General features: G+C 38.0%; 11 protein-coding genes and 1 pseudogene. 6 read left to right on the forward strand and 6 right to left on the reverse strand.

Annotated elements, in window-relative coordinates; translation table 11 throughout:
- The first annotated feature begins 22 nt into the window (after positions 1–22).
- The 6 genes and pseudogenes from DJ533_RS09515 (at position 23) to DJ533_RS09540 (ending at position 5470) form a co-directional block, all read left to right on the forward strand.
- Positions 23–1895 (forward strand): annotated as a pseudogene (locus tag DJ533_RS09515) (amidohydrolase).
- 59 nt (positions 1896–1954) lie between these two features.
- A complete protein-coding gene (locus DJ533_RS09520) occupies positions 1955–2119 on the forward strand; it encodes a DUF1427 family protein (protein ID WP_081406100.1) in 165 nt (54 codons plus the stop codon).
- Positions 2120–2141: 22 nt separating this feature from the next.
- Complete coding sequence (locus DJ533_RS09525) at positions 2142–2819, forward strand: YoaK family protein (RefSeq protein ID WP_171488551.1); 678 nt, start codon at positions 2142–2144, stop codon at positions 2817–2819.
- Positions 2820–2854: 35 nt separating this feature from the next.
- Positions 2855–3562 (forward strand): YoaK family protein, encoded by a 708-nt coding sequence (locus DJ533_RS09530; RefSeq protein ID WP_065993978.1) that lies wholly within the window; start codon positions 2855–2857, stop codon positions 3560–3562.
- Positions 3563–3572: 10 nt separating this feature from the next.
- On the forward strand, positions 3573–4163 hold the full coding sequence (locus tag DJ533_RS09535) for a TMEM175 family protein (protein ID WP_065993977.1): 591 nt from the start codon (positions 3573–3575) through the stop codon (positions 4161–4163).
- 44 nt (positions 4164–4207) lie between these two features.
- Positions 4208–5470, forward strand: a complete 1263-nt coding sequence (locus DJ533_RS09540) for a carbohydrate porin (RefSeq protein WP_081406099.1) — start codon at positions 4208–4210, stop codon at positions 5468–5470.
- A 26-nt stretch (positions 5471–5496) separates the two neighbouring features.
- On the opposite strand, the gene DJ533_RS09545 is transcribed toward DJ533_RS09540, so the two are convergent.
- The 6 genes from DJ533_RS09545 to DJ533_RS09570 all read right to left on the reverse strand — a co-directional run bounded on the left by DJ533_RS09545 (position 5497) and on the right by DJ533_RS09570 (position 14108).
- Positions 5497–7050: a dynamin family protein gene (locus tag DJ533_RS09545; protein ID WP_065993976.1), complete on the reverse strand. Its 1554-nt coding sequence runs from the start codon at positions 7048–7050 to the stop codon at positions 5497–5499.
- The gene (locus DJ533_RS09550) at positions 7044–8306 is read right to left on the reverse strand and encodes a GTPase (RefSeq protein ID WP_065993975.1); all 1263 of its coding nucleotides are present in this window, start codon (positions 8304–8306) and stop codon (positions 7044–7046) included. The genes DJ533_RS09545 and DJ533_RS09550 overlap by 7 nt, the downstream gene beginning before the upstream one ends.
- 91 nt (positions 8307–8397) lie before the next feature.
- Complete coding sequence (gene catA / locus DJ533_RS09555; RefSeq protein WP_065993974.1) at positions 8398–9333, reverse strand: catechol 1,2-dioxygenase; 936 nt, start codon at positions 9331–9333, stop codon at positions 8398–8400.
- Between the two features lie 836 nt (positions 9334–10169).
- Complete coding sequence (locus DJ533_RS09560) at positions 10170–11840, reverse strand: FMN-binding glutamate synthase family protein (protein WP_065993973.1); 1671 nt, start codon at positions 11838–11840, stop codon at positions 10170–10172.
- A 176-nt stretch (positions 11841–12016) separates the two neighbouring features.
- The gene (gene tehB / locus DJ533_RS09565; protein WP_065993972.1) at positions 12017–12880 is read right to left on the reverse strand and encodes an SAM-dependent methyltransferase TehB; all 864 of its coding nucleotides are present in this window, start codon (positions 12878–12880) and stop codon (positions 12017–12019) included.
- Between the two features lie 64 nt (positions 12881–12944).
- Complete coding sequence (locus DJ533_RS09570) at positions 12945–14108, reverse strand: ribosomal protein uL16 3-hydroxylase (RefSeq protein ID WP_065993971.1); 1164 nt, start codon at positions 14106–14108, stop codon at positions 12945–12947.
- Between the last annotated feature and the right edge of the window lie 231 nt (positions 14109–14339).

Below are 14339 nucleotides of genomic sequence, written 5' to 3' on the forward strand. Positions count from 1 at the left end.
GCAATGGAAAATGGAGAAGATCATGTCTGACGTACAGTTGATTCTCAAAAACGGAAAAATAACAACACTCGATCCAAAAAAACCACAAGTAGAAGCCATTGCAATTGCTGATGGAAAAATTCTTGCGACCGGTGATGAAGAAAGCATCATGAAATTGGCAAATGATGCAACAAAAGTGATTAGCTTAAATGGTCGTCGTGTGATTCCTGGTTTAAATGACAGCCACTTACATATTATTCGCGGTGGCTTGAGTTATAACATGGAGCTGCGTTGGGAAGGTGTGCCTTCTATTGCAGATGCATTAAGATTATTGAAAGAACAGGCTGAAAATACTCCAGCGCCACAATGGGTGCGTGTAGTAGGAGGATGGTCAGAATTTCAGTTTGTTGAAAGACGTATGCCAACTTTGGAAGAAATCAATAAAGCTGCGCCAGATACACCTGTGTTTGTGTTGCATTTATATGCATGCCATGCTTAACCGTGCGGCTTTAGATGTCTTAGGTTTTAATAAAGATACACCTGATCCACCTGGCGGTAAAATCCAACGTGATGAAAAAGGCGAACCTACTGGTTTGTTATTAGCGACCCCCTCTGCCAATATTTTATATTCAACTTTAGGCAAAGCACCTAAATTGCCTGTTGAAGATCAAATCAACTCAACACGTCACTTTATGCGTGAGTTGAACCGTTTAGGTTTAACCTCGGCGATTGATGCGGGTGGTGGTGGTCAAAATTATCCAGACGATTATGAAGTCATCAAACAATTGCATGATAATAATCAAATGACTGTCCGAATTGCATATAATTTGTTCGCTCAAAAACCTGATGAAGAACTTAATGATTATAAGAAATGGACAGAAATGACCTTTCCAGGAGATGGTGACTCACTACTCAAAATGAATGGCGCTGGTGAAAATTTAGTATGGTCAGCATGTGATTTTGAAAATTTCTATGAGCCACGTCCAGATCTCGCTGAAAAAATGGAGAAGGAATTAGAAGACGTTGTAGAGCTTCTCGCTGAAAAAAAATGGCCATTTCGTATTCACGCCACCTATGATGAAACGATTGAGCGTATGTTGAATGTGTTTGATCGTGTGACCAATAAGCAACCTTTTGAAACACGTTTTATTATTGACCATGCTGAAACTGTATCTGAGAAAAATATTGAGCGTATCGGTGCCTTAGGTGGTGGTATTGCGATTCAACATCGTATGGCGTTTTAAGGTGAAACCTTTGTTCAACGTTATGGGGCAGAAGCAGCAAAAGACACACCACCTGTGAAAAAGATGCTTGAGCTGGGTGTGCCTGTGGGCGGAGGTACAGATGCAACACGTGTAGCATCTTACAACCCATGGGTATGTTTAGCGTGGTTGACGACAGGTAAAACAGTGGGTGGTTTGCCTTTGTATGATGAAAAAGATTTGCTAGACCGTCAAACGGCTTTAAAACTTTGGACGAAGGGCTCTGCATGGTTCTCTGGTGAGCAAAGTCAAAAAGGTGCTTTAGCTACGGGTGAACATGCTGATCTGGTTGTGCTTTCAGATGACTATTTTACGGTTGAAGGTGATGAGATCCAGTTTATCGAATCTGTTATGACAGTCATGAACGGCAAAGTCGTTTATGCCGGTGCTGAATTTAAACAAGAAGACCCACCGCTTCCACCCGCTTCGCCTGAGTGGTCTCCAGTAAAACGTTTCGGTGGTCATTGGCGTCTATCAGAAAATAGAAATGCACCGTCTTTACAGCCATTACAAAGCAATTCGGCAATGTGTGCGTGTTCTAGCAGCTGTGGTATGCACGGACATTCACATGCATGGATGCTTGACGTTCCTGTGAATGATAAAGACAAAAAATCATTCTGGGGTGCTCTCGGCTGTTCATGCTTCGCTTTCTAATCACACACCATTTAAAAATTCCCACCTGAGGATTAGGGTGGGATTTTAGAGCATACCTTATGAAAATGTATTTAATTTCTTTGGCAGTTGGACTGCTTGTTGGTGTTCTGTATTACATACTCAATGTGAAATCTCCAGCACCGCCATTGGTGGCGCTCTGTGGTTTGTTGGGCATGGTTGTGGGTGAGCAATTGATCCCTGTGATCAAAAATTTAATGGCTTAAAACCAAAGCTTTGGAATACATGATGCGAATTCATCTGGGAAAAATTTTAAGTTTTAATGCTGGTTATGTCGATACAGCAAGCTTTTTGGCATTGCATGGGTTGTTTGCTGCACATGTCACAGGAAACTTTGTCACTTTAGGGGCTGCTTTAGTTTCAGACAGTCAAACGGGTGCATGGGCGAAACTTGCTGCTTTGCCAATGTTTTGTCTAATGGTTTTAGTGACCAAACTGATTGATCAGCGATTTTTAAAACTTCAGAAAAACTCGTACATATTTCTTCTAAAGCTTATGTTTGTGTTGTTTTGTTTAGCTGCTGCACTTTCAGTTGTTTATTTACCTTTTCCTAAGCAGGATACACTGATTAGTTTTGTTGTGGGGATGTTGCTGGTGGCAGCAATGGCAATACAAAATGCCATGCATCGTATTCATTGGTTAAAAGAATCTCCAACGACGGTGATGACAGGTTCAACCACACAGCTCATGCTAGACATTGGTGAGCTTTTTTCTAAGCCATCCACGGAGAAAAAAGCACAGATTTATCAACGTGTATATTCGATCTTGCCGACCATGTTGAGTTTTGCTTTGGGATGCGCAATTGCTGCGATCGTATATAAGTTTGCGCTTCTATGGTTGTTTATTGTTCCACCAGTTTTATTGGTTTTAACTTATATCTATCGAGAAAATTATAAAAAAGCATAATTTTTATACTGTTTAATGTATTTAGGATTTTTAAAATGGAAAATGTAGAAACAGCTAAAACCAAAGGATTTTGGAGTATTTGTCGAGATCCGATTTTACTGACGATTGTGGGTGGTGCAATTGATACTATTGGTTTTATTGCATTATTTGGTTTTTTTACCGCACATGTAACAGGAAACTTAGTCTTAGCAGGAGCAGCTTGGGTCAAAGGTGGCGCAGGTATTTGGATTAAACTGGGTGCAATTCCATTATTTATTTTAACTGTCATGATTACCAAATATTGGATTGACCGCAGTACTCAAAAACATAGCACTTTAAGCTATTTGTTTTTGGGTGAAGCCATTTTTTTAACAGGTTTTATGCTAGCAGGTTTATATTTCGAGCCATTTAAAGATGCCAATAGTGTAACTGTGGCGATCACAGGTGGTCTAGGTTTGATTGCTTTGGCGATTCGAAATACTTCAAGCAAAACTTTAATTAAACACATCAGTCCAAGTACGATGATGACAGGCAATACCACTCAACTTGGGATTGATATTTCAAATTATCTCCGTAATAAAACTGAGGATAACAAACAGAAGTTGCAGCACAGTTTAAGTATTGTGATTGGTTTTGTATTTGGCGCATTTTTAGGTGCATTTTTATATGTTACTTTAGATTTTTGGAGTGTCGCTTTTTTTATTTTGCCTATACTGTATTTGTCTTATCTTGCATCAAAAAAGCGATTCGTTGAGCCTCAGTAGAGAATAGTAGATGAATAAGCTCCGATTAGAAACGATCAGTGATGGAATTTTTGCAATTATTATTACGGTCATGTTATTGGAGCTTAAAATTCCTGAAGGTCATGATCTATCCGCACTTAAAGGTGAGTTACATCTGATTTTTAGTTATATCTTGAGTTTTATTTATATCGGGATTTATTGGAATAATCATCACCATTTATTTCAAGTGGTAAAAAGCATTAATGGTAAAATTTTATGGGTAAATTTGCATTTAATGTTTTGGCTCACCATGATTCCTTTGACTACAGGATGGTCGGCTTATAGTAACTATGCCCAAATACCAACAGCCCTGTATGCATTTATTCTGTTTATGTGTTCATTGTCTTATCGTTTATTGGAAAAAACGCTGATCAAGTCAGAGGGAGCAGATTCTTTAGCTGCCAACTTATTGGGTAAGGATAATAAATTATTTATTTCGGTCATCCTTTATGGCACATCCATTTTTCTTAGTTTCATCAATCCTAAATTGACTTTACTTACTTTAGCGATACTGGCAGTTTTTTGGTTTTTACCCAATAAAAAGATTGAACAATATTTTAAAGATCATCACAGTGAAGCATGAGCAACGCTTCATGATTAGAGTGATAAATAATATAAAGGTGAATGATGTCAAGTTTTATTAAACAAGTAGTTCCACTTTTTTCATTGATGACTATGCCAGTCTATGCAGCAGAAAATGCCTTTGATAAAAATAGTCGCTATTTATTGGGGGATTGGAATGGAAAGCGAACTGAACTTGTCGAAAAAGGTATTAAGTTAGATGCAACAACTACTGTAGATACTGCATATTTGGCAGATGGTGGTTATGATTCGGGACAAACCCCAAAATATGCCAGTCAGTTTTTATTAGGTTCTACTTTAGACATGGAAAAATTGGCAAATTGGGACGGTGTTACCATTCGTAGCACTGTAACCGCTCGCCAAGGGCAAAGTGTATCTTCGGACGCTATTTCTGATTCTTCTATCGCTCATATTGCGAATGTCCAAGCCATTTATGGACGGGGCAATAGTAAAAGTCGTCTAACAGAATTGTCTGTAGAAAAGAATTTTAAAGATCAAGGATTAAATATTAAGTTAGGACGTTTAGGGATTGGTGCTGACTTTAATGTGATGTCTTGTGATTTTCAAAATAATTCATTTTGCGCATCACAAATGGGTAAATGGCAAAGTGGAATCTGGTATAACTCGCCCATCGCACAGTGGGGTGGGCGTTTAAAATACCAGATCAACCCTGAAGTTGCTGCACAAATTGGGGTATATGAATATAACCCACAAAATGCTTTAGAACGACATGGTTGGAATCTAGATACTGATCAAGCGGATGGTGTGACCATTCCCGTCGAAATGATTTGGCAACCAAAAGCATTTTTGAATGGTTTGTCAGGAACATATCGTGTCGGTGCAATGTATAACACTGCGGATGAGGTTAAAAATCAAAAAGATATTCGCACCGGTGAGGCTGAAAATCATACCTATGGCTTTTGGTTTAATTTTGATCAACAGCTGACTTCGACTGGTTTAGATCAACAAGGTTTACACAGTTTTGCTAATTTTACTTTCCATAATCGTAGCACTAACAAAGTTGATAACTCTCAACAAATTGGGTTGAAATATTATGGTTTAGTGGATGAGTTCCCAAATGATAATTTAGGTTTTGGTATTAACCGTATTCATGTGAATGATCGTTTTCGTGAAGGCAAGCCACAGTATGATGCGGATGCAGAGTATAATATTGAATTAAACTATAGCTATAATCCAACCAAATGGCTGATGTTACGTCCAAGTTTGCAATATATCGTGCATCCAGGTGCCTCATATGATTTAGATAATGCTTTAGTATTCGCCTTAGGGACTAAAGTTATTTTCTAATAGCATTGTAATTTTACCCAAAATAATTAAGTAGTATGGCGCATACCATGAGCAATGCTGTTTAGCTCTTGCGCTGATTCTAAAATATGTTGCTGTAACTTTTCTATTTCAAAAGTTTCAGCTGCTAAAATTTCAGTACATTGCTCAATGATTTTGTCGCTTATATCACGCAGTTGCAACTGTAATTGTGCGCTGAGCGCCTTATACAAAACTTCATGTTCAAATAGATTTTCTTGTACGGGAGTTGTGGTTGAAAGGATTTCATGACTAAGGGCTTGTTCTAAAGCCAAAGAAAGTACTGGGTCAATCTGAATAGCATAATCTGCAAATTGTAATGTTATTTGTTCAGATAAAGCATCTATTGTCCATTGCTGGATCGTTTCAACAATAGCTTGAATAGATTGTTTTTCTGGATATTGGTCAAGTAAAGCAGGGATTTGCGGTACAACATTACGCCATGTCTGTTCAATGATTTTATTTTGTTGCCGTTCTAAAGCCGCTTGCATCTGTGCCAGTTGCGTTTCAATGTCTTTGACCGTGCTTGCCTCAATCTCTTGTAAAGTTTGTAGAATATGTTCTTGTAAATAATGCAAATACATTTCAGTAGGTTTTCTTTGCTTATAGTCTAAAACAGGACGGATAATAGCCAGTAAAGCATTAAATAAATGCTCAAATCCTGCTTCAGACATTGCTTGTGTGGAAAAATTAGCTTGGCGTGCCATTTGTGCTGAAACAGAAACGGGATGTTTTAAAAGTAATGGGTCAACTGCCATTGTTATGAGTTTTTCTTGGCTACGTTGTAAAACATCATGTTCTTGTAAGGTACGTTGTGTTGTACTTTTATTACAAAGTAAAGTGCAAATTTCGCCGTCTATCTCATCTTCTTCAACTTGGTCGCTACGTGTGATGATCGGCAGTAATGGCTTATGACGGCGTAACTCTTGTGCAAGAGCATCTAGTTCTTGAACTTGTCCTGGGGAAGATGAACTGCTTAGCCATAAAACACCATCAGCACTATCGATAAAACGTTGGGTAAGTTCAGCATTTTCAGGGGTGACAGAGTGGAGTCCAGGCGTGTCAAATAGGACTAAACTTTCACCCAAACAAACACCTTGCAAGCGTACAGTAGTTTCAGTGGCACCTTCTTTAAACGGGGTATCAGCATAAATAATTTCACCTTGATCTAAATGAAAATATTGAACATGTTGTCCTTGAATATGAAAATAATCCGCAAGGAGATTACATAAAGAACTTTTGCCTGCGTTAAATTTACCAAAAACCAAAAGCATCACTTTATGGTTAAAGGCATCAGCCAGTGATTGTGCTGGGGCAAACTCAAGCCATTTGCTGTCCCAGTTTTGTCGATGGTCTAAAAGGAATTGCTTCAGTGTTTGAAGTTGTTTTGCAAGCACACTTTTAGGGTGTAGTGCATGACTTCTTGTGCACAGAATTTGTTCTAGGTTTTGGTTCAGTTGATCTCGCCAGTTTTGTAATGCTTGTAAAGATGAGCTAAGCTCTGAGGGTGTCTGCGGCACTTTGCAGAGTTGAATAAGTGCCTGAATAGCGCTGTTTTTTAGCATAATTCCAGCTCCAAATGTTGGAGTGCAATAGATGCTTTTTCATCTAATGCCAATAATTTATTGAGCGCAGTGATATTTTGCTTTAATGCTTCACGATCTACCGAAAGTTCAAAATAATGTGCAAACTCACGTTGTAAACGTTCACGTCCTGAAGTTGAGCAGAAGATTTTTTTTAAATCATCACGGAACTTTACCGACACACCCATTACTGCAACCATGACTGTATCTAAACTGCGGACATTGGTTTGTTGAGGGCTAGGTAAACCCACCACACCATAACGAATTAAATGACTGTTTATGTCGATACATGCACGAGAGTAAGCCACTTGGATGCGAGCACGTTCTTGTTTTCCCGCTGTCATTTTAAACATATTTTCAAATGAATCAGGAACTAAAGCTTCATCAGTACCCGAAATTTGAAATAAAGGCTGTAGGTCATCCTGAATTTTATCCAGTACTTTATTTAAATCTTGTTCAAATGCTTGTCGTTGTGTGATTTGAAGCTGTTGGAGTTGTTCAAGATCTTGTTGATGTTGTTGTTTTAATTGTTGAAGCTGACTTTGAGTTTCAGTAATGATGTGCTTTTTTTCATGCAAGCGTGCCTGTGGCACATGATTTAAAGCGGTAGTCAGCGCTTCGCTTAGCTCAATCATGCCACTTTTTTTGAGTAACACTTGTTTATTGCCTGCGATGGCTTGTCTGTGCCGTGTTGCTGAAACAGGAAATAGTGGGGTATTGGGTACTTGTTGAGAAATAGTAGCAAGAATATCTGCTAAAACATTTGGATCTGCAATTTGATCAATTTGTGTGAGGACGAGTAAGGTTTGGCGTTGGCTACATTGTTGATCTTGATGTAATTGTTGGATTAAAGGATGTTCGGCAGAATCCAGCTCACCTTCTCGAACAGAATGGATAAATAAGCGTATATCTGATTGTGTCCACAGTGCTTCATGCGCAAGATGATCATCTTGACCGAATACATCGGCATCTAAACCTGGTGCATCTAACCATCGTACTTGTTGGTGTTGATGTTCAGCCAAGGCGATGGTTTCTCTACGATCAGCGACAGCAAAGACATCCTCACCGATCAACTCATTTAATAGTCTACTTTTACCATGGTTGTATTTACCAATTACTGTCACAATAGGACTTGCGTTGGTGTGTGCTAATTCTCTAAGACGAGCAAAATTTGGGCTACTTTGCGGTAAAACAGTTAAAATATCTTGTGTTGCCTGTTCGAAAACGTGCATATCCATCGCTTTATTCTCTACATGTCCTTTGTAATAAAACTGGCTGACTTTGCAGCCAACCAGTTTCTAAATCATTACTGTAAATTGATTGTTGCTTTTAAGCTTGCAGACGAGGGCGATCAACCAATTGGTTATCCACACCATCTACCAACTTACTTAATTTAAAGTCAAAGATCAGTTCAGAGAATGGCGCATCTACACCGTTGGCTTTAATAGTTGCTTCATCCGTATGTTCAATTACTGGAACCACTAAGCCTTCACGTGTTGCATATGCAAAGTCGTCATACACCAATGGGTCATTTTCCATATTTAACTGTGTCGTTAACTTACGATGACCATCAGCCGTGATGAAAAAGTGAATGTGTGCAGGGCGGTTACCATGACGACCTAATTGGTTTAAAAGCTGCTGTGTTGGACCTTCTGGTGGGCAACCATAGCCTTTAGGCACGATACTTTGGAAACGGTAGCGACCTTGATCATCAGTGATAATGGTACGGCGCATGTTGAAAGGCACTTGTTCACCTGTTGGGTCGAAGTGGGAATAGAAGCCTTTGGTATTGGCATGCCATACTTCTACTTGTGCATTTGGAATAGGTTGATTATCTGCATCATAAACAACACCATGCATAATTAACAATTGACCATCTGGATCGCTGCCATCATCAAGGCGTGCAAAACCATGTTCTACTGGCGCACCTGCGACATATAATGGACCTTCAATTGTACGTGGCGTACCATTTTTAACGCCTAAAGCTTCATCTTCAGCATCCATACGCATATCAAGGAAACGGTCTAAGCCTAAACCAGGTGATAATAATGCAGCTTCTTGACTTGAGCCTAATTGATTTAGGTATGCAATCCCTGCCCAATATTCATCTGAAGTAATATCTAAGTCTTCAATCATCTTAAATAAATCAGAAAGAATACGATGCGTGATTTGTTTGACACGAGGGTTACCGCCTTCTTGCTCTAAACCGCTTGCTAAACGCAGAAAATCTTGTACTTCTTGTGTGTCAAAAATCTTTACATTCATGGCTGTCTCCTTAAATTTGCCAAAAATATGAACTTTATATTGTAAATTTCAGCGTACCCTGATCACATCGTGTTCCTTACAACAACATTGGGGGACTGAGTTTAACTTCTACAATACCTCTGCTGTGAACACTGATTGTCTTGATATTTTTCAGTGTTGTGTCGAGGGTGTGCGTTATCATCCGATGACTTTTATTATATGTGCTTATTTTTTTATAACTAGAACCTAAAAAGTTTTTATAAATACCTTTTAGGTATATTTTAAAAAAATGAGCATGTAAGTTGAGTAGGATGTTTTAAAAGTGTTATATGACGTATTTTTGTTTTATCTATTTGATTTTAATTTAAATAATACTTTTATCTCTGGGGCTAAAAGCCTATATATCTATAGGTTGTATTGTCATAATTACCATAAAGTGATATTAGCATACTGAAATAGTCAAGTTTAATATTTCACTTTAGATATATTGTTTAGAAGTGAAAAGCCCTTTTCTATACGATTAAATCGAAAAAAAGTGTAGGGATGCTCATTTAATTTAAATCACAAATTTAGCCATTTCATGAAATTGTGTTGTAGGCTTTCTTAATATCAAGTGATTTAGATGAAAGAGAAGGATATACCAGATTATTTAATATATAAGTTTTGCTCTTTATGGGCTATTTTACTGAGGCATTGTTCAGGCTGAAGATGGTGAACAATACAACCATCGCATGAGTATCTGGTTGGGTAATTTGAGCAGGTCGTTTCCTTTATATATATTCATAAGTGTTAAGTTAAAACCAGAACAGCAGATTTAAAATATGCTGTTCCGATTGATTTTAAATAAAAAATTAGCCTTAAAACTTTTCAGCAGTGGCTAAATTCCACATTCTAAAATAAAAGTTTTCTTCATCTTTATCCTCACAATTTAATAATTCGCCTTGTTTTATCCAAAAATACAATTGTGCGTAGTTTTTGATTTCTCGATCATTGATACGTTGTGCTAAATGATGTGGCTTGATTTGAATAGGATGTTGTAATCCAGCCGCAGCGATCATTTCCGCTAATGCTTTCAGCGTATTTTGTTGGAAATGGAAAACACGTTGCGATTTATCTGGTACATCCAAAGCTTTTTGGCGCTCTTTGTCTTGTGTTGCAACGCCAACAGGACATTGGTTGGTATGACAACTTTGTGCTTGGATACACCCCACTGCAAACATAAAGCCACGTGCCGAATTAACCCAATCTGCGCCCATCGCCATAGTACTGGCAATATCAAAGGCACTGATAATTTTTCCACTTGCCCCAATTTTAACTTTATCTCGGATTCCCGCTCCGACAAGCGTATTATGTACAAACAATAAACCTTCACGCAATGGTGTACCCATGTGGTCAATCAGTTCAATTGGTGCTGCACCTGTACCGCCCTCAGAACCATCCACCACGATAAAATCAGGATAAATTTTTGTAATGAGCATAGCTTTGACAATACCCATAAATTGCCATGGCTGCCCGATACAGAGTTTGAAACCAACGGGTTTGCCCCCAGAAAGATCACGTAATTTTTGAATGAAATGCATCATTTCAATCGGAGTACGAAATGCTGAGTGTGAGGCTGGAGAAACACAATCGTGGTCACGCGAAATACCACGAATTTGAGCGATTTCTTCACTGATTTTATTTTTAGGTAAAATGCCGCCATGACCTGGTTTAGCACCTTGTGAAAGTTTGATTTCAATCATTTTAATCACAGGATTGATGGCTTGTTGCTGAAATTTCTCAGGATCGAACTTTCCATCTAAAGTTCGACAACCAAAATAACCACTGCCAAGCTCCCAAACAATATCTCCACCATATTCAAGATGATAAGGGCTTAGACTTCCTTCACCTGTATCATGATAAAAATTCCCCATCTTCGCACCTTTGTTTAAAGCACGAATGGCATTGGCACTTAAACTGCCAAAACTCATCGCAGAAATATTCATAATCGAAGCACTGTAAGGCTGGCTACATTGCTCATTGCCAATATCAATACGGAAACTATTATGATCAGCAGGCGTACAAGGTGAGAGTGAATGGTTTAAGAAGCGATAATCATCTTGGTAGACATCAATAATCGAACCAAAAGGTTTATCGGCATTTTCATTTTTGGCACGTTGATAGACTAAACTACGTTGTGAGCGTGAAAATGGCAGTGCATCTTCGTCAGATTCGATAAAATATTGACGAATTTCAGGGCGAAAGCTTTCAAAGAAAAAACGGAAATGCCCCATAATTGGATAATTTCTTAGAATGGCATGTTTACTTTGAAGAATGTCATAAAAGCCAACGATACTCAGAATAATGCTGATCACACAAGCTATATGCAGTACTGTGTCCGAAAAAAAGTAATAAATATAATGCGATTCATGCAGGAAAATCGTCCATGTCAGATAAAGCGCAATAAATAAACAAAGAAACCAAACAGAATATCGAGAGAAAAAAGTATTAAAAAACTTACTTCTGATTGCTTGAGCAGGGCTTGCCATATGAATAGTTTGTCCAACTGAATATTATATCGCTAAGTTGCCAATTTTATAGAATTTTCTCAAGTGTCGAATTGTTAGAAATAAGAAAGATTCTAATTCATAAGCTTAGAATCTTACTTAGAATGATTTGATGGTATTATTATTCTAACACCATATCTTTTAAATAAATGATCTGATTACGGTTTTTTTGCCCATAAAGTTGCGAAACGCTGTTTAATTCGATTGCCTTGTTCATCCGTACGATGTAACTCACCGACATTTTCATTGTATTTTAAGATTTCCCAATCCTGATAATATTCTTTTAATTCATTGGGTTTAAAACTAAAAGGGAAATTTGGCAATACAGGATAGTCTTCAGTATCCATCGCACAAACGATAAGATTAAAACCACCTGAACGCGTTGCATTTTGCATATTTTGAATCAGGGCTGGAATAGTTTCAGGTTGTAAAAACATCATGACTACGGTTGAAAAGATAAAATCATAATCTCCCGTAATCTGTTGATCTGTATTTAAATCCCGAATTTCAGTCTGAATATGGGCTAGCTTTTCCGTTTGAATAATATCATTTAACTTTTGAATGCTCGTTGAGCTCACATCAAAAGCATCAACTTCAAAACCAAGCTGATTTAAATAAAGGCTATTTCGTCCTGTACCACATCCAACATCTAAGGCTTTTCCGACAGGAATTGAGGGAGTTGCGGCTAAAATTTCTGAATGGGTGGCTGTCAGTTGATATTTTTTCGTATAGTAAAATTGAGGTTCACAATAAAAACTGAGTTGACATTCGATATCATCACTGGTCGATACGATTTTATGCCACGCTTGTGGTGCAATAAAAGGTGGTTGCTGCTCTATACTAAATTGATGTTCAGATAAGATTTCACCTTGTTCATTGAGCATTGCAAAGTCTAGAGTGCCATTGAATATATTCAACTTTGCCCACGTATTTTCTTTGGTATTATGTTTTTGTTTAAAGCCTTCTGGAAGAGTGTCACGCTGCCAAATGGGGAGTTGTTGATAACAACGTAAGTCATTCATATTTTGCCCTTATTAAGCTAAAAAAGAAGCCTAAGATTGCTCCTAGACTTCTTAGAATATAGGGTTATTCTTCTGTTGGTACAAGCATCAAAATAGATTCATTTAACAGCATAACCACGTCTTCTAAAATATCTTCATCTGCCAAGTCTAAATTCAGCGCGATGGTTTGACCATCTGCGATTTTTTGCAAAAAAGGCGTAAATTGTTCGGAAATACAAAGCCCTTCACCATTTGCCCAAAATAGCACCTGTTGGTCTTGATCTGAATAAAGCAAACGTGAAGCAGGTTGGAGTTGCAGCAAATAACCCTGATCTAAGGCATCTTCTAAATCACCTGTACCAATTTCCTCAGCCTCAGGGATATTTTCAGGATATTTAGATTCAGACATTAAACTCATAATGGCATCATCAAGTACCAGTGAGTTTTGCAATTGTTTGAAAATTTCTGATTTTAAATAGCTGAGTTCATTCTCAGTGACTTCACCCGCACGAGAAACTTGATCACGAATAATATCGTGTAATGGATTTTTTAAAGCTTCATTTTCTGAAAACTTGTCACAGACACGATCCATCATGTCAGGCACATTTGGCATACGAAAGCCAAATGAAAAGGTTAAGCAATCATTTTCTGCCACACCATAATGCGACAGCCCAGGTGGAACATAAAGCAAATCGCCTGGGGCTAAAACCTCATCAAAATGAACATCGATCTCAGGCAATAATTTAAGAGGCTGACCTTCAACAAATTCAGACTCAGCATCACACATTTGACCGAGTTGCCAACGGCGGTTGCCATAGCCTTGTACTAAAAAAACATCATAAAAATCAAAATGTTTTCCAACTGATCCACCTTGTGGTGCATAAGACACCATGATGTCATCACGACGCCATTGGGGAATAAATGGAAATTTTTTCCAAAGTTCAGCTAAATCAAAAGAGTAGTGATCTACTGCTTGTACCAAAAGTGTCCACAATTTTGGCATTTTCTGGAAATCACCTTTGATTAATGGTGAGTTTTTTACTGTCCATTGGTTTGGATCTTTGTCTTTTTGTTTGATCAAACGTGCTGTGACATTTTCATCCAGCGCCAACTCCATTACATCGTCAGGAACTAAAATATTGGCAATTTCAGGGAGTGCTTTGCGTACAAGTAGTGGTTTTTTTTGCCAATATTCACAGAGAAATTGTTCTGCGGTGATTCCGCCTAAAACGTCTAAAGGTTGTGACATGAAAATAGCCTAAGCAAGTTTAAATCAAATATAGCTTATTGTCGTATGTGATTCAGCAAGGCGCAAGTCTTTGTCGAATTAAGCTGTAAATCGGATGCTATTAAAATGCATAAATTGGCTATCTACTTAGATTTCTGTTTTTAAAGTTTGAAAATACAAGACTTTATTGATTATTTAGCAAAAAACCAAAAGTCTACAAAATTAAAGCGGGATGTCATCTTAGTTCAAAGT

It is taken from the genome of Acinetobacter defluvii (assembly GCF_001704615.3).
Lineage (GTDB): Bacteria > Pseudomonadota > Gammaproteobacteria > Pseudomonadales > Moraxellaceae > Acinetobacter > Acinetobacter defluvii.